The organism is Agromyces mediolanus, assembly GCF_044917495.1.
GTDB lineage: Bacteria > Actinomycetota > Actinomycetes > Actinomycetales > Microbacteriaceae > Agromyces > Agromyces mediolanus_B.
This window is the reverse complement of sequence record NZ_JAVSSI010000002.1, coordinates 512,335-534,934: the sequence shown is the minus strand read 5'-3', so window position 1 is coordinate 534,934 and position 22,600 is coordinate 512,335. Positions and strand designations below refer to the sequence as shown.

Genomic DNA, 22,600 nt, shown 5'->3' with positions numbered 1-22,600 from the left:
CCACGGGTTCAGTTGCGGGCGATGCGGCGCCGTCCGACGAGCATCAGGCCGAGCGCGAGCAGCGCGAGCGCGGCCCACAGGATCGAGCCGTCGACACCGGTGCTGGCGAGCCCCGCGGTGCCCTCGGCGGCGGCCATCGTCGCGCCTCCGCCGTCACCGCCGCCGTTCCCGGCCGGCGTCGACGGGGTGGTCGGCGTCGTCGGGGTGGTCGGCGTGGTCGGGTCCGTCGGGTCCGTCGGGTCCGTCGGGTCGGTGGGATCCGTGGGATCCGTCGGGTCGGTGGGGTCCGTCGGGTCGGTCGGGTCGGTCGGGTCGACGATGGTCGTCGGTCCGTCCGTCTCGCTGTCCCCGATCACCGAGATGGCGTTCCCGCCGATCGTCACCGGCAGCGAGAGCCCGGGCACGAGCTGCGTGCCGCCGAGCAGTCCGCCGAGGCCGCTGGTCACGGCCGGCCCGCTGCCCGGGCCGCTGCCGTCCGTCACCTCGGTGGCGGCATCCGTCGAGGTGCTGTCGCCGACCACGGAGACGGCGTTGCCGCCGACCGTCACCGGAACCCCGACCGAGGGCAGCAGCTGCGTGCCGCCCAGGACGCCGTCGTCGCCGCTGGTCTCGGCCCCGCTGCCGGAGCCCGTGCCGCCGGTCACCTCGGTCGAGGCATCCGTCGACTCGCTGTCGCCGACGACGCTGATCGCGTTGCCACCGACCGTGACCGGCACGCCCGCCCCGCCGAGCACCTGCGTGCCGCCGAGGATCGAGTCGTCGCCCGAGGTCGTGCCGCCGCCCGCGGCCGGTGCGCTGCCCGCGCCGTCCGCGACCGTCGTGCCGGCGCCGTCCGAGGAGCTGTCGCCGAGCACCGAGATGGCGTTGCCGCCGACCGTGACCGGCACGCCGACATCGATGAGGCCCTGCGTGCCGCCGAGGATGCCGTCGTCGCCCGAGGTCTCGGCCGGTGCGCTGCCCGCGCCCCCCGAGGTCCCGGTCGGTGCGACGGCGGTCGTCGGCTCACTGGTCTCGCTGTCGCCGAGGACGCTGATCGCGTTCCCGCCGATCGTGATCGGCACGTTGACATCGACGAGCGCCTGCGTGCCCGAACCGACCCCGTCGTCGCCCGAGGTGGTGGCCTCGGGAGCCGGAGCCGGAGCGGCCGTGTCTTCCGCGGCGGGCGCCTGCTCGGCGGCCGGGGCCACCTCGGTCGTCGCGTCGCTGGAGCTCGAATCGCCGAGCACGCTGATGGCGTTGCCGCCGAGCGTGATCGGGAGGTCGATCGAGATGCCGGCCTGGGAGCCGGACAGGATGCCGTCGTCGCCGCTGGTGTCGGCCGCGTGCGCGACGCCGGCGCCGAGGAGCGTGAGCCCCCCGGTGACGAGCGTCGCGTAGAGCGCCCGCACGGCGAGTCGCTTGAGATTCATGATGCGTTCTCCTGACTGGATGGGAATCGACGCGTCGGCGCATGCCGGCGCGGAGTGACCGTGTGTCCGCCGGGCGCACTGCTGCGCGGCCGAACGGACGGCGGTTCCCGTCAGTCAGGAGTGGTGTCGGCCTCGAACACCGGCGACGAGGGCAGCTCGTCGTTCACGGTGCCGAGTGCGCGCGAGGCGCTCGCCTCGTGTCCGAACGCGGCGGACGCCGCGTCGGAGGTCGTGGATGCCCCGGCCGAGCCGGAGCCCGCCGAGCCGCCGTTCCCGGCCCCGCCGGCCGCGGGCGCGGCGGGGGAGCCCTGCAGGGGCGCGTTCGGCGGGGAGGAGTCGTGCTGGGCGCTGAGTCCGGCGTTCGAGCCGCCGTCCGCCGCCCAGGGCGGAGCATCGCCCCGAGTGCCGGGCGGGCGATCGGCGGACCCGCTCGCAGTGGTCGAGGTCCCGGGCGCCGGCGCGGCGGGCGCGGCGGGGTGCACGACGATCCCCGGGGTGCCCGGGTCTCCGGGAGTTCCCGGGCCGCCGGGAGTGCCAGGCCCGCCCGGCTCGCCGGGGGTTCCCGGCAGCACGGGGACGTTCGGCAGCTGCGGCAGCACGCCGCCCTCGGGCAGCGGGCCGACGGTGCCGACGAGTCCGCCGAGCGTGTCGTCCACCGCTCCGGCCACGGGGCCGAGGACGCCGCCGACCGGCGCGGTTCCGAGCAGGCCGCCGACCACGGGCAGCGTCCCGACGAGGTGGTCCACCGCGTCGGCGACCGGCGTCACCACACCGCTGACGGTGCCGCCGCCGGCGATGCCGGAGACCGCGCCGCCGACCGTGCCGACGGTGCCCGTCACGGTCTCGTCGACGGCGTCGACGGCTCCGTTCGCGGCATCCGTGACCGTGTCCACGACGGCCGGAACCTCCTCGACGACCTCGGCCACGGGGGCCGGGGCCACGTCGACGACGGGCTCGACGACCTGGTTGACGGGGGTCGTGACGGTCTCGACGACCTGGTCGAGCGTGTCGCCGACGGCGTCCGTGACGCCGCCGACGGTGCCGAGCACCGAGCCGACCGCGCCGAGCAGTCCCGAGCCGCTCGAGCTCGACGACGAGCTCCCGGCGGGGGCGTTCGGCTCATCGGCGGAGGCACTGCCGGCACCGGTGAAGAGCGAGATCGCGAGCCACGCGGCCGAGACGGCCGCGCCCGCGAGGGCGATTCTGAGCGCAGGGCGCGGCAACGGCGTTCGCCGTGCGACGACCAGGTCGCTCATTTCGATCACCCCCCGGTGCAGCCGAAGATACGCCCTGAGGATGCCTCAAGCAACCCCCGTGCGGGGGGCACGCCGTTCCTCCGGGGTGCGAAATGCCCCCCTGAACGGGTGTCGGATCCATCGGGAATCGGCGCGGTCGCGGCTCTTCAACGAACTGTGACCTCTCCGATCCGATCTGACTGCGAGAATCGTCCCCATGCACCTGCTCGCGAAGCTCAGCATGCGCAACCGTGCGCTCATCGCCCTCGTCACGATCGTGGTGGCGATCTTCGGCGCCCTCTCGCTCACGAGCCTGAAGCAGGAGCTGGCCCCCTCCATCGCCTTCCCGCAGCTCTCCATCGTGACGAGCTACCCGGGCGCCTCGCCGGACGTCGTCGACGCCGACGTGTCCACGCCGATCGAGACCGCGATCCAGGGCATCACCGGGCTCGAGTCGACCTCGACCACGAGCTCGACCGGACTCTCCCGGGTCACGGCGAGCTTCACCTACGGCACCGACCTCGCCTTCGCCGAGCAGAAGCTGCTCTCCGCGGTGAACCGCATCCAGCAGTCCCTGCCCGACGACGTCGATCCGCAGGTCGTCGCGCTCTCCCTCGACGACTTCCCCGTCGTGCAGCTCGCCGTCACCGGCGCGGACGACACGGCCGCCCTCTCCGACGAGATCAGCCGCACCACCCTCGGCGAGATCACCGACGTCGACGGCGTGCGCGACGCGACCCTCGTCGGCGACGTCGGCCAGCGGGTGAACATCACCCCCGACCCCGCCGCGCTCGCCGCCCGCGGCCTCACGGCCCAGGCGATCCGCGACGCCCTCTCGCAGAACGGCGTGCTCATCCCCGCCGGCACGATCACCGAGGACGACCGCACCTTCGCCGTGCAGTCGGGCACCCGCCTCGGCAGCGTCGACGACCTCGCCGCCCTGCCGCTCGTCGGCCAGCCCGGCGCCGGCGGCACGCCGCCCACGATCGGCGACGTCGCGACCGTCGCCCTCGCCGAGAACCCGGTGACGAGCATCTCCCGGGTGAACGGCGAGCCCGCCCTCACGATCTCCGTCACGAAGCTGCCCGCCGCGAACACCGTCGAGGTGTCGAACGCGGTGAAGGCCCTGGTGCCCGACCTCGAGTCCTCGCTCGACACGACGAACCCCGGGGCGACCTTCACGGTCGTCTTCGACCAGGCGCCCTACATCGAGCAGTCGATCGAGTCGCTCGCGACCGAGGGGCTGCTCGGCCTCGTCTTCGCCGTCATCGTCATCCTCGTGTTCCTGCTCTCGGTGCGGGCGACGCTCGTCACCGCGATCTCCATCCCCACCTCGGTGCTGATCACCTTCATCGGCCTGCAGGCGGCCGACTACACGCTGAACATCCTGACGCTCGGCGCCCTCACCATCGCGATCGGCCGCGTCGTCGACGACTCGATCGTCGTCATCGAGAACATCAAGCGGCACCTCGTCGCCGGCGTCGACAAGGCCGCGACGATCGTGCGCGCCGTCCGCGAGGTGGCCGGCGCGATCACCGCGTCGACGATCACGACCGTCGCGGTGTTCCTGCCGATGGCGCTCGTCGAGGGCGTCACCGGCGAGCTCTTCCGGCCGTTCTCGCTCACCGTCACGATCGCGCTGCTCGCTTCGCTCCTCGTGGCGCTCACGATCGTGCCGGTGCTCGCGTACTGGTTCCTGAAGCCGGCGAAGGTGCACAAGCACGACGGCTCGGATGCCTCGGCCGCGGCGTTCATCGACGAGGCATCCGCCGCAGGCTCGGCCGCGGGCCCCGACGAGCTGGAGCACCCCTCGCGCCTGCAGCGCGGCTACCTGCCGATCATCCACTGGACGCTGAAGCACGGCGTCACGACCATCCTCCTGGCCGTCCTCGTGCTCGGCGGCACGATCGCACTCACCCCGCTGATGAAGACGAACTTCCTCGGCTCCTCGGGGCAGAACACCTTCCAGGTCACCCAGGAGCTGCCGGTCGGCACCAGCCTCGACGCGCTCGACGTCGCCTCGGGGCCCGTCGAGCAGGCGCTGCTCGACACCGCGGGCGTCGACACCGTGCAGACCTCGATCGGCTCCGGCGGGCGCGGCCTCTCGGCGCTCCTCGGCGGCGGTGCGGCGACGGTCACCTACTCGGTGACGACCGACGAGTCGGCCGACCAGGACGCGCTGCAGGCCACCGTGCGCGACGAGCTCGACGGGCTGGACGACGTCGGCGAGGTCACGCTGTCGGCGGCGAGCGGCTTCGGCGCCTCGAACGACATCGAGGTCGACATCACCGCCTCGAACGCCGAGGACCTGCGCACGGCGACCGACGCCGTCGTGAAGGAGCTCGACGGCATCGACTCCCTCGCCCAGGTCACCTCGAACCTCTCGGAGGGGCGGCCGTACATCGCCGTCGAGGTCGACCGCTCCGCGGCGGCAGCGGCCGGCTACTCCGAGGTCGCGCTCGGCGGCCTCGTCTCGGCGGCGATGCAGCCGCAGAGCGCCGGCTCGATCGTCATCGACGAGAAGACGCTGACGATCTACCTCGACTCGGAGGAGCCGCCGACGACGATCGCGGCGCTCCAGGAGCTGCAGGTGCCGACGGCCGCCGGGCCGGTGCGCCTCGACTCGCTCGCCACCGTCGCGCAGGTCGACGGCCCGGCGACGGTCACGACCGTCCGCGGCCTGCGCAGCGCGACCGTCTCGGCGACGCCCTCCGGCGACGACCTCGGCACCGCGAGCGGCGCGGTCTCGCAGGCGCTCGCCGAGGTGAAGCTGCCCGACGGCACCTCGGCGTCGGTGGGCGGCGTCACGGCCGACCAGGCGGAGTCGTTCTCTCAGCTCGGCCTCGCGCTCCTCGCGGCCATCCTCATCGTGTACGTCGTGATGGTGGCGACGTTCCGCTCGCTGCTGCAGCCGCTGCTGCTGCTCGTCTCCGTGCCGTTCGCGGCGACCGGCGCGATCGTGCTGCAGATCCTGAGCGGCATCCCGCTCGGCGTGGCCTCGCTCGTCGGCGTGCTGATGCTCGTCGGCATCGTGGTGACGAACGCGATCGTGCTCGTGGATCTCGTGAACCAGTACCGCGACCGCGGCATGACCGTGCGCGAGGCGCTGCTGCACGGCGCCTCCCGGCGACTCCGGCCGATCCTCATGACCGCGCTCGCGACGATCTTCGCGCTGCTGCCGATGGCGCTCGGCATCACCGGGCACTCGGGCTTCATCTCGCAGCCGCTCGCGGTGGTCGTGATCGGCGGCCTGATCTCGTCGACCGCCCTCACGCTCGTCGTGCTGCCCGTGCTGTACGACCTCGTCGAGGGCGGCCGGGAGCGTCGCCGGGCGAAGCGCGAGGGCCGGGCGAGCGGGGCGGATGCGCCGGATGCGCCGGATGCCGCGCCGGGTGCGCCGGAGGTCACCGCACCCTAGGATAGGGGGTATGGGTATCAGGCGGGCGCTCCTCGCGCTGCTCGCCGTGCCCGCCATCCTCCTCGGCCTGCTCGCGATGCACGCGCTCGGCGGTCCCGCCGGCCACGACGGCGGGCACGCGATGCCCGTGGGGCACCTCGCAGAGGTCGAGGCATCCGTGCCCGCGGCGACCGGCCGGGCCGCCATGCACGGGGCGAGCGGTGGGGCATCCGCCGGTGCTGCGGGCGCCGCGGCATCCGCTCACGCAGCGGGCGCTGAGGCATCCGTTCACGCAGCGGGCGCTGAGGCATCCGCCGGTGCCGCGCGCGCCGCGGTATCCGCCGGTGGAGCGCGCGCCGCGGCGTTCGCGCCCGCTACGAGCGACGCCGCTGCGACCCCGGCGGCCGCCGAACGCGGAGACGCCGACCTCGCCGCGATCGTCTGCGTCCTCGCGCTCCTCGCCGTCCTGCTCCTCGGGGCGGCCACCGCTCCGCTCCGGCTCCCCGGCGCGATGCGGCTCGTGACGGTCTCCGCTCGGCTCGCGCGCGCCGGTCGTCGCCCCTCGCCCTCGCTGCTGCAGCTCTCGATCAGCCGGACGTGATCCGCACCCGCGTCGTTCTCGCGACGCAGGCGCAGCACGCGCCGCCGCCCGGCGGCGCGTCGATCACGAACGGAAAGAGCACCCCATGAAGATTCAGCTGACCCCCCGCGCCTCCGTGCGCCTCGCCACCGTCGCCGCGGCCGCCGCCGGCCTCCTCGTCCTGAGCGGCTGCGCCGCCGCCGGCGGGGGCGGGATGGAGGGCATGGACCACTCCGGAACCGGTGGCGACCCCAGCCAGTCGGCGAGCGAGCTCGCCGCTGCGAACGAGGCCGATGTGGCGTTCACGGCCGGCATGATCATGCACCACGAGCAGGCCATCGAGATGTCCGATCTGGTGCTCGCGAAGGAGGGCCTCGACCCGGAGGTCGCGGCGCTCGCCGAGCGGATCAAGGCGGCGCAGCAGCCCGAGATCGACCGCATGCAGGGCTGGCTCGAGGACTGGGGCCAGTCCGGCGGCGGCATGGCCGGGATGGACCACAGCACGATGATGTCGGCCGACGACCTCGCCGCCCTCGAAGCGGCGAGCGGTGCCGAGGCCGGGCCGCTGTTCCTCGAGCAGATGATCGTGCACCACGAGGGCGCGGTCGCGATGGCGGAGGAAGTGCTCGCCGCGGGCGAGAACGCCGATGTGCGCGAGCTCGCCGAGGCCGTCGTCGCCGATCAGACCGCCGAGATCGCCGAGATGCGCGAGCTGCTCGGCCAGTAGCAAGCGCACCCCACCGGCTGCGCCACTTCCTGCGCGTTGCGCCACTCCGGGTGGCGCGTCGACGCGGAAGTGGCGCGGACGGTGGCCCGGTGCCCGGTGCCCGGTGCCCGGTGCCCGGTGGCCGGGTGCCCGGTGCCCGGTGCCCGCCGGCCCGGCGCCGGGGCGCGCACGCCGCCCGAGTTCACGCAGTGTTCACCTCGGCGTCGCCGGGTGCCCGGTTCGGGGGACACCGCGCTCTCTAGGGTCGTGGGCATGGTCATCAGCGCACCGTCGGGCCGTCGGTCCCCCGTCTCGCACCGCGTGCGGGCCGAGCTGCGCACGCGCATCGAGCGCGGCGTCTGGACGGCCGGGATGGCGCTGCCGAGCGAGGCCGCGCTCTGCCGGGAGTTCGGCACCTCCCGGGGGCCGGTGCGGCGGGCGCTCGCGGCGCTCCGGGCCGAGGGGTTCATCGTCGGCGGCCGCGGCAAGCCGCCCGTCGTCGGCAAGGTGGTGCCCGCGCAGTCGCTCGCGACGTTCCGCTCCTTCACCGACTGGGCCCGGGCCGAGGGGAAGACCCCGGGCACCCGGACCCTCTCGCTCGAACGGCGGCACGCGGCATCCGCCGTCGCGGGGCTCCTCGAGCTCGACGAGGGCGCCGTCGTCGTCGAGCTCATCCGTGTGCGCCTCCTCGACGAGGTGCCGATCATGATCGAGCGGGCGAGCTTCGTGCCCGACGTCGGCCGGACGCTCTTCGGCCTCGACCTCGACCACGCCTCGGTCTCCGCCGAGCTCGCCAAGCACGGCTTCGGGCTCGTCCGCGCGAGGCACACGATCGATGCCGTCGCGGCGAACCCGCTCGACGGCGAGGCGCTCGGCATCCCCGCGGCATCCGCCCTGCTCCGGGAGCGCCGGCTCTCGCGCGACGCGACCGGCCGCGCCGTCGAGTACGCGGAGGCGCGGTACCGCTCGGAGTTCGCGACGTTCCGCATCGACAACGCGGCCGCCGGCTTCGCGGGACTCGAAGCCGGCACGACCGCCGCGAGCCCGATCGAGGTGCGCTCGCTCGACTGAGCTCAGCGCCGGTCGAGCACGGCCCTCGCCGAGGCCTCCGGACGCAGATCGAGCCGGCGCAGCAGCTGCGCGTTGAGCGCCACGATCACGGTCGAGAGGCTCATCAGGATGGCGCCGATCGACATGGGCAGCACGAAGCCGATCGGGGCCAGCACACCCGCCGCGAGCGGCACCGAGAGGAGGTTGTACCCGGCCGCCCACCAGAGGTTCTGCGACATCTTGCGGTAGCTCGCCCGCGACAGCTCGATCACCGACAGCACCGAGCGCGGATCGCTCGAGGCGAGCACGACGCCCGCCGAGGCGATCGCGACGTCGGTGCCGGCGCCGATCGCGATGCCGACGTCGGCCTGGGCGAGCGCCGGGGCGTCGTTCACGCCGTCGCCGACCATCGCGACGCTCAGCCGCTCGCGCTGGAGCTCCTGCACCTTCGCCGCCTTGTCCTCCGGACGCACCCCGGCGAACACGCGGTCGATGCCGAGCTCGCCGGCGACGCGGCGCGCGACCGGCTCGGCATCGCCCGTGATCATCACGACCTGGATGTCGAGGGCGTCCAGCGCGTCGACCGCCTCCCGGGACTCCGGGCGGATCTCGTCGTCGAGGGCGAGGGCCCCGGCGACCTGCCCGTCGACGAGCACGTGCAGCACCGTCGATCCGCCGTCGGCCCACGGCGCGGACGCCGGGAGCGCCTCGACGCCCTCGCGCTGCAGCAGCCCGGGTCCGCCGACCTGCACGACCCGGCCGCCGACGACGGCGCGCACGCCGATCGCCGCGGAGGCCTCGAACTCGCTCGTGGGACTGCGGCGGAGCCCGCGGTGCTCGGCGTCGGCCACGATGGCCTTCGCGAGCGGGTGCTCCGAGTCGGCCTCGGCGGATGCCGCGAGCGCGAGCACCTCGTCGAGTTCGCGGCCCGGCGCCGCCGCGGCATCCGTCACCGCCGGCTCGCCCTTCGTGAGGGTGCCGGTCTTGTCGAAGAGCACGGCGCCGACGGTGCGCATCGTCTCGAGCGCGAGCCGGTCGGTGATGAGCACGCCGCCCTTCGCCGCGCGCTCGGTCGCGATCTGCACGACGAGCGGGATGGCGAGGCCGAGGGCGTGCGGGCAGGCGATCACGAGCACGGTGATCGTGCGGACGACGGCGTCGTCGGGGTCGCCGAGCAGGGTCCAGGCGATGGCGGTGAGCACGGCGGCGCCGAGCGCGAACCAGAACAGCCAGCCGGCCGCGCGGTCGGCGAGGCGCTGCGCGTGCGAGCTCGAGGCCTGGGCCTGGGCGACGAGGCGCTGGATGCCGGCGAGCGCGGTGTCGTCGCCGACCGCGCCGACGCGCACCCGGATCGCGGTGTCGGTCGCGACGGTGCCCGCGACGACGTGGTCGCCGGGGCCGCGGCGCACGGGGCGGGACTCGCCGGTGATCATCGACTCGTCGACGTCGGCGGTGCCGTCGACCACCTCGCCGTCGGCGGGCACCCGCCCACCCGGGCGGACGATGACGACGTCGCCGAGGGCGAGCTCCGCGGGCGTCACGGTCTCGACGGTCTGCCCGTCGGGGCCGTCGACGACGCGCTCGGCCTCGTCGGGGAGGAGGGCTGCGAGCGCGTCGAGGGCGCTCGAGGCCTGGGCGATCGACTTCATCTCGATCCAGTGGCCGAGCAGCATGATCACGATGAGGAGCGCGAGCTCCCACCAGAAGTCGAGGTGGTGGCTCACGAGGCCGAAGCTCGCGGCGAGGCTCGCGAAGTAGGCCACCGTGATGGCGAGGCCGATCAGCAGCATCATGCCGGGCTTGCGGGCCTTCAGCTCCGACCAGGCGCCGGTGAGGAAGGGCGTGCCGCCCCAGAAGTACATGACCGTGCCGAGGACCGGCGAGATCCAGGGCACGATGCCGGTGTCGGGCAGCTGGTAGCCGATGAGGCCGGCGAACATCGGGCTGAGCGCGACGGTCGGCACCGCGATGACGAGCATGATCCAGAAGAGGCGGCGGAACTGGCCGACGTGATCGCCGTGGCCGGCGTGACCCCCGTGGCCGCTCATGTCGTGGCCGGCGTGACCCCCGTGGCCGCTCATGTCGTGGCCGGCGTGACCCCCGTGGCCGCTCATGTCGTGGCCGGCGTGACCCCCGTGGCCGCTCATGTCGTGGCCGGCGTGGGGGTCGTGGCCGGCGTGGGGGTCGTGGCCGGCGTGCGCACCTGCCGGCTCCTGCTCCGCGGTCGCGGCGTGCGCGGCGTGCGCGTCGTGCCCCGGCGGCATCCCGTGGCCCGCGTGGTCGTGGTGGTCGGCGTGCGGGTCGTGCTGGCTCGCGTTCATCGCGCCCTCCTGTGTCCTCTCGCCAGATTAATACCCCTCTGGGGTATATGCAAGGGAACCGGTGTCGCCGCGAGCCTATTCCCGGGGCGCGCTTCGACAAGCTCAGCGAACCACTCGGTTCCCTGAGCTCGTCGAAGGGAGCTCGTCGAAGGGCGCCTATTCCCGGGGCGCGCTTCGACAAGCTCAGCGAGCCACTTGGTTCCCTGAGCTCGTCGAAGGGAGCTCGTCGAAGGGAGCTCGTTGACGCGCTCGGCGAACACCCTCGCCATCCGCCCGCCGATGCTGCTGGGATGGCCGGATGGAGATCCTCATCCTCGGCGGCACCCAATGGCTCGGTCGCGAACTGGCGCGGGAGGCGCTCCGGCGCGGGCACGCCGTCACGTGCCTCGCCCGCGGCGAAGGCGGCGAGGTCGCGCCGGGCGCGCGCCTGGTGATCGCCGACCGCTCGCGACTCGATGCCTACGACGCCGTCGCCGCGCAGCACTGGGACGCGGTCCTCGACGTCACGCGGCAGCCCGGGTTCGCGCGCCGGGCGGCCGCGGCCCTCGCGGGAACGGCCGAACGCGCCGTGGTGATCTCCTCGGGCAACGTCTACGCGCACCACGACGAGCCCGGCGCCGACGAGTCGGCCGAGCTGCTGCCGCCCCTCGAATCCGACGAGTCCGATCCCGAGAGCTACGGCGAGGCGAAGTCCGCGATCGAGCTCGCCTATCGCGAGGCGTTCGGCGACCGGGCGCTGCTCGTGCGACCCGGACTCATCGGCGGCCCGGGCGACGCCTCCGGCCGCAGCGGCTACTGGGTGGCCCGGGCGGCGCGGGGCGACGAGCCGATGCTGGTGCCCGCCATCCGCGATGCCGCCGCCCAGCTCGTCGACGTCCGCGACCTCGTCGCCTGGACGATCGACGCCGTCGAGCGGGGCCTCGGCGGCGCGTTCAACCTCGTCGGCGACCGTTCGAGCTTCGGCGCCGTGCACGACGCCGCGCTCGCCGTCGGCGGCTTCGGCGGCGACCTGGTCGAGGCGGAGCCGGCCTGGCTCGCGGAGCAGGGCGTCGCGGAGTGGGCCGGGCCGGACTCCCTGCCGCTCTGGATCATCGACCCGGGCTGGCGCGCGTTCCAGGACCGCTCGAACGCGGCCGCGCGCCGCGAGGGCTTCGCGCCCCGCCCGATCGAGGAGACGCTCGCCGACGTGCTCGCCTGGGAGCGGGAGCAGGGGCTCGATCGCGAGCGGCGCGCCGGGCTCACGGCCGAGCGCGAGCGCGAACTCGTGGCGTTGCTGCGTGCCTCGCACGACGAGCCCCGCGACGAGCCCCGCACTTCGTGAGGCCGACCCCTCACGAGGGGGTCGATCTCCGACATCCGCTGCGACTTCAAACGAAGCGGATGTCGGAAATCGACCCCCTCGGAGAGGTGCGGGCTGGGCGGTGCGGGCTGGGCGGTGCGGGCTGGGCGGGGAGCGGGAAGCGGGAAGCGGGAAGCGGGGAGCGGATGCGACCGCGGATGCCGTTCAGGAGCGGGTGCGGCCGCGGGCGGCCGGCCCGGCGACGATCGCGAGCCGCACCGCGATGACCGCGACCGCGGCCCAGCAGAGCGCCGCGACGACGGCCGCCGCGAAGGCGAGGCCGCTCCACTCCCGCACCCCGAGCGCCGCCTCGATCGCGAGCAGCCCCGCGAGGAGCGCGGCGACGCCCCCGACCGGTCGCGCGCCCCGACCGCCGCGCGCCGCGCGAGCGACGAGCAGCACTGCGAGCACCATCACGAGCACCCGGGTCCACACGACGACCGTCGAGATCGCCGAGGCGGCGCCGTAGCCGAAGGCGGCGACGAGGCCGGGCAGCTCGGCGAGCGCGAGCACCGCGGCCGCGCCGACGGCGAGCACGAGGGCGACCCGGCGGATGCCGAGTTCCGCGGCCGGCGCGATCGCGCGTGCCCCGACGAGCGCGAGCCCCGCGGACGTCGCCGCGATCGCGAGGGCGAGCAGTCCGCCGACGTCGGCGACGGTGCCGCCCGGGCTCCCGCCGAAGCCGAGCCGCGCGACCGTCGTGGCGGCGAGGAGGAGGAAGTGCACGGCCGCGACCCCGCCGGCGACCGCGACGAGCGTGCGGCCGCGCACGGCGACGGCTCCGATCACGAGCAGGACCGTGCCGAGGGCCATGGCGCCGACGGCACCGAGCTGGGCCGGACCGATCCCGTGCATCAGGGCGATCTGCAGCTGCCGGCCGAGCGGCACGACCGCGACGGCGAACGCGGCGAGGACGACGGCGAGGGTCGCGAGGCCCGGGGCGGATGACGCGGGCGAACGGCCGGGGCGGTCGGGCTCGGGCATGCGAGCCACGATACGCGAGCGCGCGGCATCCGTCCGGGATCGCAGACGACGAGGCATCCGCGCCCGCTGCGCTCGCGCGCGCCACCGCCTAGCGTGGGCGCATGGCGCTCTCGCACGATCCGCTCTGGCCGCGCGCCGGAGCCTGGCCCGCCCCCGACGTCCTCGAATCGGGGGAGCGCGCGGCGCTCGCCCTCCTCGGCGTCCCCGCCTGGCGCACCTCGCTCTCGCCGACCGGGGCCCACGCGACCCCGGCCGCGGTGCGCGAGGCGCTGCGGCGCTACAGCCCCGCGCTCGTGCCCGATCGGCGCGGCACCGGTGTCGAGACGGCGCTCGACGCCGACGGCGCTCGGGTCGTCGACGCCGGCGACCTCGACGAGCCCGACGGCCCGGAGGGCGAGGCGCGCACGATAACCGAGGTGGCCCGGCTCCGGGGGCTCGCCGAGGTCGTGCTCGCGATCGGCGGCGACAACTCCCTGACGGTCGCGACCGCCCTCGGCGCCTGGGGCGGCGCCCTCGACCGCGCCGGCCTCGTCACCCTCGACGCGCACTACGACCTGCGCGAGGGCGTCTCGAACGGCTCGCCGGTGCGCCGGCTGATCGAGGCCGGACTCGACCCGGCGCGCATCGTGCAGATCGGCATCGCCGACTTCGCGAACTCGGCGGAGTACGCCCGCCGGGCGCGGGAGCTCGGCATCACGGTCATCCACCGAGACGAGCTGCACGGCCGGGTCCCGGCGGACGTCATGGCCGAGGCCCTCGAGATCGCCGGCGCCGCGGGCGGGCCCGTGCACCTCGACCTCGACGTCGACGTCTGCGACCGCTCGGTGGCCCCGGGATGCCCCGCCTCGACGCCTGGGGGACTCGCCGCGTGGGAGTTGCGCGCCTTCGCCCGGGCGGCGGCGTCGGACCCGCGAGTCGTGAGCGTCGACCTTGCCGAGGTGGATGCCACGGCGGATGCCCCGGACGGACGCACCGTGCGCCTCGCCGCCCTGTGCGTGCTCGAGGTGCTCGCGGGCGTCGCGGCCCGGCCGCAGCGCGGCTGAGGGGCGCGGCTGACGGGGCGCGGCGCCCGCATCCCCATCCGCATCCGCATCCGCGCCGGATGCTCGCGCGCGGACGCTCGCGCACGGACGTCCACGGTGCGAGGCTGAGGGCATGAAGACGCTCCTCCTCGCCCGGCATGCGAAGTCCGACTGGGGCGACCCCGGACTCGACGACTTCGACCGGCCGCTGAACGCGCGCGGGCTTCGGGACGCGCCGGCGATGGCGCGCCGCCTCCACGACGAGGGCGTCGGGCTGCAGCTCGTCGTGTCGAGCCCGGCGCTCCGCGCCATCACCACCGCCCGCGAGTACGCCGCGGCGTTCGGCGTCGAGCTCGTGGAGCGACCGGAGCTCTACGCGGCATCCGCCCGGGCCATCCTCGCAGTCGCCGCCGCGCTGCCCGACGAGGCATCCGTCGCGATGCTCGTCGGCCACAACCCCGGCATGAGCGACGCGGTCGCCGAGCTCACCGGCGAGTTCGTCGAGCTGCCGACGTGCGCGGTCGTGACGTGCGCGCTCGACGTCGACTCGTGGGCCGAACTCGTCGAGGGGCTCGGCCGGCTCGAGCTCGTCCGCACGCCCCGCGACGCCTGACGGACCGGCCCCACACGGTTCCACACCCCGACTTGCCCGAATTTCCTGGAAGTCGGGCAAGTCGGGAATCGCTTGTCGGGAGCGGGTCGAGCGAGCGCTACGCCGTGGCGGCGAGCTGCTCGGCCGCGCGGAACACCCGGCGCACGAGCGGCACGCCCGGCCGGTAGGCGAGGTGCACGTGGCTCGGCGCCTCGAGCTCGACGAGATCGGCCGAGCTCCCCGCTCGGAGCGCGCCGACGTCCTCGCGGCGCAGGGCACGGGCACCGCCCGCGGTCGCCGCCCAGACGGCCTCGCCCGGAGTCATCCGCATGTCGCGCACGGCGACCGCGATGCAGAACGGCATCGAGCTCGTGAAGCTCGACCCCGGATTGCAGTCGCTCGCGATCGCGACCGTGGCGCCCGCGTCGAGCAGGCGACGGGCGTCGGGGTACGGCTGGCGGGTCGAGAACTCGACGCCGGGCAGCAGGGTCGCGACGGTGTCCGAGTCGGCGAGCGCCGCCACGTCCTCGTCGCTCAGATAGGTGCAGTGGTCGACGGATGCCGCGCCGAGCTCGACCGCGAGGCGCACCCCCTCGCCCGGTCCGAGCTGGTTGCCGTGCACGCGCACGCCGAGGCCCGCCGCGCGCCCGGCCTCGAGCACCCGCCGCGACTGCTCCGCGGTGAACGCGCCGCGCTCGCAGAACGCGTCGACCCACTTCGAGTGCGGGGCGCAGGCGGCGAGCATCTCGCCCGTGACGAGCTCCACGTACGCGTCGGCGCCGGGGCCGTCGGGCTCGCGATACTCGAACGGCACCACGTGCGCACCGAGGAAGGTGACCTCTTCGGTGACCTCCCGCGCGAGGCGCACGAGGCGCTCCTCGGCCTCGACCGAGAGGCCGTAGCCGGACTTGATCTCGAACGTCGTCGTGCCCTGCCGGTGCAGCTCGTCGACGAAGCCGGCGAGGCGGCCGCGCAGCTCCTCGTCGCTCGCCGCGCGGGTCGCCTGGACGGTGGAGCGGATGCCGCCCGCCTCGTACGCCCGGCCGGCCATGCGGGCGGCGAACTCCTCGGCCCGGTCGCCGCCGAACACGAGGTGCGAGTGCGAGTCGACGAAGCCCGGGATCACGGCGCGGCCGCCGAGGTCGACCACCTCGTCCGGCGCGAGGGCGGCGGCGGGCACGGGCACGGGGGTGCCCGCGGGTTCGGGGGTGCCGGTGGGGAGGAGATCGTCGCCGTCGGAGGCCTCCGCGGCGTGCGGCGCCCTCCCGGGGCGCGAATCTCCTCCCGCGGCGGCGGATGCCCCGGCGGCGGATGCCGCGGCGGCGGATGCCGCGGCGGCGGCCGTTCCGACCCAGGCGACCCGCCCGTCGACGGCGAGGAGCGCCGCGTCGCGGACGATCCCGAGCGGGCCGCCCTCGCGACCGGGCCCGGGGTCGTTCGTGGTCAGCTCGCCGATGTTCGTGAAGAGGATCGTCCGAGGCATCCGTTGCCCTCCGCTCAGGCCATCGGCACGTCGAGGCCGCGCTCGCGCGCCACCTCGATCGCCCGCTCGTAGCCCGCGTCCACGTGCCGCATGACGCCCGTGCCGGGGTCGTTCACGAGGACTCGCGCGATCTTCTCGGCGGCGAGCTCGGTGCCGTCGGCGACGACGACCTGCCCGGCGTGGATCGACCGGCCGATGCCGACGCCGCCGCCGTGGTGGATCGACACCCAGCTCGCGCCCGACGCCGTGTTCAGCAGGGCGTTCAGGAGCGGCCAGTCGGCGATCGCGTCGGAGCCGTCGGCCATCGCCTCGGTCTCCCGGTACGGGCTCGCGACGCTGCCCGAGTCGAGGTGGTCGCGGCCGATGACGATGGGCGCGCTGAGCTCGCCCGAAGCGACCATCTCGTTGAACTTCAGGCCCGCGAGGTGGCGCTCCTGGTAGCCGAGCCAGCAGATGCGGGCGGGCAGGCCCTCGAAGTGCACCTTCTCGCCGGCCTGGGTGATCCAGCGGCGCAGGTGCTCGTCCTCGGGGAACAGCTCGAGGATGGCCCGGTCGGTGGCCGCGATGTCGGCGGGGTCGCCCGACAGCGCCGCCCAGCGGAACGGCCCCTTGCCCTCGGCGAAGAGCGGCCGGATGTACGCGGGCACGAAGCCGGGGAAGTCGAAGGCGTGCGCGTAGCCGCCGAGCTCCGCCTCGCGGCGGATCGAGTTGCCGTAGTCGAACACCTCGGCCCCGCGCGACTGGAAGCCGACCATCGCCTCGACCTGCTTCGCCATCGAGGCGCGGGCGAGCCGGGTGAACTCCTCGGCGTCGGAGGCGGCCAGCTCGTGCCACTCGGCGACCGAGATGCCCTCGGGCAGGTAGGAGAGCGGGTCGTGGGCGCTCGTCTGGTCGGTGACGATGTCGATGGGCGCCTCGCGGTCGAGGAGCTCGGCGAAGATCGTGGCGGCGTTGCCCACGACGCCGACGCTGCGGGCGATGCCGGCCTCCTTCGCCTCGACGGCGCGGGCGAGCGCGGTGTCGAGATCGGGGTGGTACTCGTCGAGGTAGCCGTGCTCGACGCGGCGGGCGAGGCGGGTCTCGTCGACGTCGACGATGAGAACGGCGCCGCCGTTCAGGGTGACGGCGAGCGGCTGCGCGCCGCCCATGCCGCCGCAGCCGCCGGTGAGGGTCAGCGTGCCGGCGAGGCTCGCCTGGGCGACCTCGTCGGGCGTCCGGCCGTGGCGCTCGGCGAGCACGCGGGCGACGGCGCCGAAGGTCTCGTAGGTGCCCTGCAGGATGCCCTGCGAGCCGATGTAGATCCAGGAGCCCGCGGTCATCTGCCCGTACATGGTCAGGCCGAGCGACTCGAGGCGGCGGAACTCGGGCCAGTTCGCCCAGTCGCCGACGAGGTTGGAGTTCGCGATGAGCACGCGCGGCGCCCAGGCGTGCGTGCGGAACACCCCGACGGGCTTGCCCGACTGCACGAGGAGGGTCTCGTCGTCCTCGAGTCGCTCGAGCGTCGCGACGATCGCGTCGAACGACTCCCAGTTGCGGGCGGCCTTGCCCGTGCCGCCGTAGACGATGAGGTCCTCGGGGCGCTCGGCGACCTCGGGGTCGAGGTTGTTCATCAGCATGCGCAGGGGCGCCTCGGTCTGCCAGCTCTTCGCGCTCAGCTTCGAGCCGCGGGCGGCGCGCACGGTGCGGGCGCCGCGCGCTTCGGTGGAGGGTGCATCGGTCATGTCCCCAGGTTCGCGCAGCGGGGCGCCGGCGACAACGGATGCCGCGGGGCGCGTGTCTGCGATCCCGGACATGCGGCCCGGGGCATCCGCCGCCCCGAAACGCGACTTGCCCGACTTCGATGAAAGTCGGGCAAGTCGAGATCGAACTCGTCGCGCGCGCGGCGCGGGGTGCGCTCAGGCGGTGGCCTCGCGGGGGACGTCCTCGTCCGAGGAGTACGCGCCGTCGCCCGAGAGCGACAGCGCGCTGAAGCGGATCGGCCGGGTCACCCGCTTGAAGTCCAGCGGGCAGTGCCGGAGGCCGGCGGGGATGTAGAGCGCGCCCGAGGTGGTCACGCTGTACGTCTCGCCCTCGATGTCGATGAGGATCTCGCCGCCGAGGTCGTGCGGGTTCTCCGGGTCGGAGCCCGTCCAGATCAGCACTTCGTCGTAGTCGTGCTCGTGCTCGTTCACCCAGTGCGAGGGTTCCTCGGTCGGCCCGATCCACGAGTAGGTCATGTGGATCTTCGACTCGGGCACGTCCTCGGCCCGCATCAGGGCGAAGGCGTCGCCGATGTGCGCCGGGCGCGGCACGCCCGTCGCCACGGCGCCCTCGTTCACGAGGTCGGCGCTCGAGTCGCCCATGTGTCGCACGAAGAGGTGCTCGTACTTTCCGGCCATCGGCCATCCTCCAGTTCGTCGTCGGTCGGCCGACGGTGCGCCGGCCGCTGGCGACGCTACGGATGCCCCGGCGCGGCGTCGATGGACGCGCGGCGGGGATGCTGTGACTCCTCGCGGATACCCCGTGCGCCGCCGACGCACCGCCGACGCACGGTCGCCGCGCCGTGGTCGCGGTGCGGGGCCGGGCGAGCCGCCGCGGGGCTTGACCGGGAACGCCCCGGCCTTGATCCAGGGCGCACGATCGCTCCCGGAACGGGTGCGGTCTGGGATACCGGATAGCAGAGCCGGCGAACACCTTGCCGGCCGCACCCCCGATTCCTGGAATGAACCCCATGACCTCCTCCCCTCTCCTCACCGATCCGCCCGGCACCGCGGCCGGCGTCTCGGCCGATCCGCTGCGCCGTCTCGCGGGGCTGCCGCTCCGGAGCCGCTCCCGCATCCTCAGCCGCTGGGTGCCCGCCGTGGTCGTCGGCGCGCTCGCCGCGGCGATCGGCTGGGCCTTCGTCTCCGCGCCCGCGATGAACTGGCCCGTCGTGGCGCAGTACCTGTTCAGCCCGCGGATCCTCGCCGGCGTCGGCACGACCCTCCTGTTCACGGTGCTGACCTTCGTGCTCGGGCTGCTCCTCGGCATCGTGCTCGAGGTCATGCGCCAGTCGGGCAACCCCGTGCTCCGCGTCATCGTCGACGGCTACATCTGGCTGTTCCGCGGCACGCCGCTCCTCGTCCAGCTGGTGTTCTGGTTCAACCTCGCACTGATCTTCCCCGTGATCGGCGTGCGCATCCCGGCCCTCGGCCTCACCATCGGCGGCAGCACGAACGAGCTCGTCACCCCCTTCCTCGCGGCCCTCATCGGCCTCGTGCTGCACACCGCCGCCTACATGGCGGAGGTCGTCCGCAGCGGCTTCCTCGCCGTGCCGCCGGGACAGACCGACGCGGCGAAGGCGATCGGCATGACGAGCCTCGAGGCGCAGCGGCTCATCGTGATCCCGCAGGCGGTCCGCGTCATCCTGCCGCCCCTCGGCAACCAGTTCATCGACATCCTGAAGGCCACCGCGATCGTCTCGGTCATCGGCGGCGGCGACCTGATGACCATGGCGCAGCAGATCTACGGCCAGAACTACCAGGTGATCGCGATGCTCGTCGTGGCCTCGATCTGGTACCTCGCCCTCGTGACCCTCGCGACCATCGGCCAGCACTTCCTGGAGCGGAGCCTCGACCGCAGCCGGCGACGCACCGTCCGGACGGAGGCGGCGCAGTGAGCGCCGCGATCCCGGCGGCGCGCACGTCCGCGCGCGGCGCCCTCGCCCTGCGCGGCGTGCGCAAGTCCTTCCACGGCACCGAGATCCTCCGCGGCATCGACCTCGACGTCGCGCCGGGGCAGGTCGTCTGCCTCGTCGGCCCCTCCGGCGGCGGCAAGTCGACGCTCCTGCGCTGCATCAACCAGCTGGAGTCGCTCGACGGCGGCGTCGTGGCGGTCGACGGCGAGCTCGTGGGCTACACGGCCCACGCCGGGCACCTCACCGAGGCGAGCGACCGCGAGACGAGCCGGGTGCGGCGGAACCTCGGCATGGTCTTCCAGCAGTTCAACCTCTTCGGCCACCTCACCGCGCTGCAGAACGTCGCCATCGGTCCGGTGAAGGTGCTCGGCCGCCGCAAGGCCGACGCCGAGCGGCGGGCGCGCGAGCTGCTCGCCTCGGTCGGCCTCGGCGAGCACGCGGCGAAGTACCCCGGGCAGCTGTCCGGCGGGCAGCAGCAGCGCGTCGCGATCGCCCGCGCCCTCGCCATGGAACCGGCGATCCTGCTCTTCGACGAACCGACGAGCGCGCTCGACCCCGAGCTCGTCGGCGAGGTGCTCGCGGTCATGAAGTCGCTCGCGGCGAGCGGCACCACGATGGTCGTCGTCACTCACGAGATGGGCTTCGCCCGAGAGGTCGCCGACACCGTCGTCTTCATGGAGGGCGGGGTCGTCGTCGAGCAGGGCCCGCCGGCGCAGCTCTTCGACGCGCCGCGCTCGCCGCGGACGGCGGCGTTCCTCCGGCGGGCCGGCGGGAGCGCGCGGGCCGAGGGCGCGGGGCGGGATGCCGAGCAGGATGCGGCCGCGCAGGATGCGGGACGGGATGCCGACCAGGCAGCCCCGCAGGATGCCGCGGAGGCGCAGCCGCCCGCGGCCGCGCCGGGGCCGGGTGCGCCGTGAGCGTCCGTCCCGCGGCGCCGCCGACGCACCGCATCAGCGTCTCGCCCGCGAGCCTCGCCGGCGACTTCCTGATCGGCCCGCTCGAGACGCTCGGGCCGGGACCGTGGGCGGGGCGCCCGCACCGGCACGACTTCGTCGAGCTCGTGCTCGTCACCGGCGGCGCGGGGTTCCACCACATCGACACCGAGTCGATCGCGATCGCCGCGCCGCAGCTGTTCCTCATCGCGCCCGGGCAGCTGCACCACTGGGAGGAGACGGCGCCCGTGACCGGCACGATCGTGCTGTTCGGCGAGGACTTCCTCACGGGGGAGGGCGGCCCCGAACCGGGGCTGCCCGGCTGGTCGAGCGCGCGGCTCCGTCCCACCGACGCCCAGCGGCGACGGCTCGAGCGCGTGTTCGCCGAGCTGCGGGCGGAGCTCGAGCAGCCCGACGCCCTGCAGGCGCGGGCGATCCGCACGCTGCTCTCGCTGCTGCTCCTGCAGCTCCGGCGGCTCGCCCCGGACCCGACCGCCGGCCCGCCGCGCGGCCTGTCGGCCTCGTTCGAGCGGCTCGTGCGCGAGCGCGCCTCCGCGACGCTCACCGTCGCGGAGTGCGCCAAGGCGCTCGGCATCACCCCGGGGCACCTCGCGGAGACGGTCGGCCAGCACGCGGGGCGGAGCCCCGGTGAGCTCATCCGCGCCGAGGTCGTGCGCGAGGCGCAGCGGCTGCTCGCGCGCACCGAGCTGAGCTGCGCCCAGATCGCGGGCCGCCTCGGCTTCGACGACGCCTCGTACTTCTCGCGCTTCTTCCGGCGGGAGTGCGGGCTCACCCCGACGGCGTTCCGCCGGGCGCAGCTCGGCATCGCAGCCTGACGGCGGATGCCCCGCTCGCGGCATCCGCGGAAAGTGCAACGGATGCCGCGAGCGGTCCCTGGAGGCGGCCCGGCGCCGCTCCTACCGTCGGGGGAGCCGGCGGTGCCGGCGTCCCACCCGACCGGAAGGATCCCCCGATGACCAGCAGCATCCGACGACGCCTGTTGCCGTTCGCGCTCGCCGCCGCCACCGCCCTCGCCCTCTCGGCCTGCACCTTCGACGCCGCCGGCACGGACGCCGGCCCGTCGGACGGCGCCGCCGCGGGCCTCGACGGCCTCGTGAAGCCGGGCGTGCTGAGCGTCGGCGTCACCCTGCCCGACGCGCCGTACATGATCCCCGATGCCGACAACGTGCCGCAGTCCGGCATCACGAAGGACCTCCTCGACGCGGTCGCCGCGGAGCTCGGTCTCGAGATCGAGTTCATCCCGGTCGCGTGGGAGGGCGGCATCACGGGCGTCGCCGCCGGGCGCTACGACATCTACGGCGGCAGCCTCTACGACACGCTCGAGCGCCAGCAGGCGGGCACCTTCGTCGACTTCATGACCGAGCAGGCCACGCTCATCACGACCGCGGGCAACGGCGGCGCGTACGCCACCCGCCTCGACGCCTGCGGCCAGACGATCGCCACGATCCGCGGCACGACCGACGTGAGCTACGCCGAGGCCCTCACCGCGGAGTGCGAGGAGGCCGGGAAGCCCGGCATGCAGGTCACCGAGTACCCGACGCAGCAGGATGCCGAGCTCGCCCTCGAGTCGGGCCGCACCGCGCTCGGCATCCAGAGCGAGGCCGGCGCCGCGTACGCGATCGAGCAGGGCGCGAACCGCGAGATCGTCGCCGAACCCTTCGACGGCGGCTTCTACGTGGGCAGCCTGATGAACTCCGCGAAGCCCGAGCTCGTCGACGCCGTGCTCGCCGCGATGACGACGCTCTACGAGGACGGCACGACCGAGGAGCTGTTCGCGAAGTACGGCGTGAAGCCCGTCGCACCGGGCATCAACCTCCAGCAGTAGGCGCCCAACGACCGAGTTGCCCGACGTTCATCAACGCCGGGCAACTCGG

The 22,600-nt window shown here is 74.4% G+C and carries 18 protein-coding genes; 11 read left to right on the top strand and 7 right to left on the bottom strand.

Annotated elements, in window-relative coordinates; genetic code table 11:
• Nucleotides 1-8 precede the first annotated feature (8 nt).
• Together ROT00_RS05230 and ROT00_RS05225 are read right to left on the bottom strand one after the other, a co-directional pair.
• Complete coding sequence (locus tag ROT00_RS05230; RefSeq protein ID WP_404772912.1) at nucleotides 9-1,409, bottom strand: hypothetical protein; 1,401 nt, start codon at nucleotides 1,407-1,409, stop codon at nucleotides 9-11.
• Nucleotides 1,410-1,519: 110 nt separating this feature from the next.
• Nucleotides 1,520-2,665, bottom strand: coding sequence for a hypothetical protein (locus ROT00_RS05225; RefSeq protein ID WP_404772911.1), 1,146 nt, complete (start codon nucleotides 2,663-2,665; stop codon nucleotides 1,520-1,522).
• A gap of 196 nt (nucleotides 2,666-2,861) precedes the next feature.
• Between ROT00_RS05225 and ROT00_RS05220 the strand changes: the two genes are divergently transcribed.
• The 4 genes from ROT00_RS05220 to ROT00_RS05205 all read left to right on the top strand — a co-directional run bounded on the left by ROT00_RS05220 (nucleotide 2,862) and on the right by ROT00_RS05205 (nucleotide 8,398).
• A complete protein-coding gene (locus ROT00_RS05220) occupies nucleotides 2,862-6,062 on the top strand; it encodes an efflux RND transporter permease subunit (RefSeq protein WP_404772910.1) in 3,201 nt (1,066 codons plus the stop codon).
• A 10-nt stretch (nucleotides 6,063-6,072) separates the two neighbouring features.
• Nucleotides 6,073-6,642: a hypothetical protein gene (locus ROT00_RS05215; protein WP_404772908.1), complete on the top strand. Its 570-nt coding sequence runs from the start codon at nucleotides 6,073-6,075 to the stop codon at nucleotides 6,640-6,642.
• 85 nt (nucleotides 6,643-6,727) lie between these two features.
• Complete coding sequence (locus ROT00_RS05210; RefSeq protein WP_404772906.1) at nucleotides 6,728-7,348, top strand: DUF305 domain-containing protein; 621 nt, start codon at nucleotides 6,728-6,730, stop codon at nucleotides 7,346-7,348.
• A 252-nt stretch (nucleotides 7,349-7,600) separates the two neighbouring features.
• On the top strand, nucleotides 7,601-8,398 hold the full coding sequence (locus ROT00_RS05205; RefSeq protein ID WP_404772904.1) for a GntR family transcriptional regulator: 798 nt from the start codon (nucleotides 7,601-7,603) through the stop codon (nucleotides 8,396-8,398).
• A 2-nt stretch (nucleotides 8,399-8,400) separates the two neighbouring features.
• On the opposite strand, the gene ROT00_RS05200 is transcribed toward ROT00_RS05205, so the two are convergent.
• Entirely contained in the window at nucleotides 8,401-10,641 is a 2,241-nt protein-coding gene (locus ROT00_RS05200; RefSeq protein WP_404772968.1) for a copper-translocating P-type ATPase, read from the bottom strand.
• A 355-nt stretch (nucleotides 10,642-10,996) separates the two neighbouring features.
• Here ROT00_RS05200 and ROT00_RS05195 point away from each other — a divergent pair, with 355 nt between their 5' ends.
• Nucleotides 10,997-12,019: an NAD-dependent epimerase/dehydratase family protein gene (locus ROT00_RS05195; RefSeq protein WP_404772903.1), complete on the top strand. Its 1,023-nt coding sequence runs from the start codon at nucleotides 10,997-10,999 to the stop codon at nucleotides 12,017-12,019.
• Nucleotides 12,020-12,202: 183 nt separating this feature from the next.
• Here the strand turns inward: ROT00_RS05195 and ROT00_RS05190 are convergent, their stop codons facing one another.
• Nucleotides 12,203-13,021 carry a hypothetical protein gene (locus ROT00_RS05190; protein WP_404772902.1) on the bottom strand — a complete coding sequence of 273 codons (819 nt, stop codon included), beginning with the start codon at nucleotides 13,019-13,021 and terminating at the stop codon, nucleotides 12,203-12,205.
• Between the two features lie 101 nt (nucleotides 13,022-13,122).
• Here ROT00_RS05190 and ROT00_RS05185 point away from each other — a divergent pair, with 101 nt between their 5' ends.
• Entirely contained in the window at nucleotides 13,123-14,064 is a 942-nt protein-coding gene (locus ROT00_RS05185; protein ID WP_404772900.1) for an arginase family protein, read from the top strand.
• 112 nt (nucleotides 14,065-14,176) lie between these two features.
• Nucleotides 14,177-14,656, top strand: coding sequence for a SixA phosphatase family protein (locus ROT00_RS05180; protein WP_404772898.1), 480 nt, complete (start codon nucleotides 14,177-14,179; stop codon nucleotides 14,654-14,656).
• Between the two features lie 97 nt (nucleotides 14,657-14,753).
• Here ROT00_RS05180 and hutI read toward each other — a convergent pair whose 3' ends face one another.
• The 3 genes from hutI to ROT00_RS05165 all read right to left on the bottom strand — a co-directional run bounded on the left by hutI (nucleotide 14,754) and on the right by ROT00_RS05165 (nucleotide 18,496).
• Nucleotides 14,754-16,118, bottom strand: a complete 1,365-nt coding sequence (gene hutI, locus ROT00_RS05175) for an imidazolonepropionase (protein ID WP_404772896.1) — start codon at nucleotides 16,116-16,118, stop codon at nucleotides 14,754-14,756.
• A gap of 14 nt (nucleotides 16,119-16,132) precedes the next feature.
• Nucleotides 16,133-17,839 carry a urocanate hydratase gene (hutU, locus tag ROT00_RS05170; RefSeq protein WP_404772895.1) on the bottom strand — a complete coding sequence of 569 codons (1,707 nt, stop codon included), beginning with the start codon at nucleotides 17,837-17,839 and terminating at the stop codon, nucleotides 16,133-16,135.
• 174 nt (nucleotides 17,840-18,013) lie between these two features.
• Nucleotides 18,014-18,496 carry a cupin domain-containing protein gene (locus ROT00_RS05165; protein WP_404772893.1) on the bottom strand — a complete coding sequence of 161 codons (483 nt, stop codon included), beginning with the start codon at nucleotides 18,494-18,496 and terminating at the stop codon, nucleotides 18,014-18,016.
• A gap of 332 nt (nucleotides 18,497-18,828) precedes the next feature.
• On the opposite strand from ROT00_RS05165, the gene ROT00_RS05160 reads away from it, so the two are divergent.
• The 4 genes from ROT00_RS05160 to ROT00_RS05145 all read left to right on the top strand — a co-directional run bounded on the left by ROT00_RS05160 (nucleotide 18,829) and on the right by ROT00_RS05145 (nucleotide 22,551).
• A complete protein-coding gene (locus ROT00_RS05160; RefSeq protein ID WP_404772892.1) occupies nucleotides 18,829-19,755 on the top strand; it encodes an amino acid ABC transporter permease in 927 nt (308 codons plus the stop codon).
• Nucleotides 19,752-20,690 carry an amino acid ABC transporter ATP-binding protein gene (locus ROT00_RS05155; RefSeq protein ID WP_404772890.1) on the top strand — a complete coding sequence of 313 codons (939 nt, stop codon included), beginning with the start codon at nucleotides 19,752-19,754 and terminating at the stop codon, nucleotides 20,688-20,690. Before ROT00_RS05160 ends, ROT00_RS05155 begins: the two co-directional genes overlap by 4 nt.
• Nucleotides 20,687-21,541 carry a helix-turn-helix domain-containing protein gene (locus tag ROT00_RS05150; RefSeq protein WP_404772889.1) on the top strand — a complete coding sequence of 285 codons (855 nt, stop codon included), beginning with the start codon at nucleotides 20,687-20,689 and terminating at the stop codon, nucleotides 21,539-21,541. Before ROT00_RS05155 ends, ROT00_RS05150 begins: the two co-directional genes overlap by 4 nt.
• A gap of 137 nt (nucleotides 21,542-21,678) precedes the next feature.
• Nucleotides 21,679-22,551: a transporter substrate-binding domain-containing protein gene (locus ROT00_RS05145; RefSeq protein WP_404772887.1), complete on the top strand. Its 873-nt coding sequence runs from the start codon at nucleotides 21,679-21,681 to the stop codon at nucleotides 22,549-22,551.
• Nucleotides 22,552-22,600 lie beyond the last annotated feature (49 nt).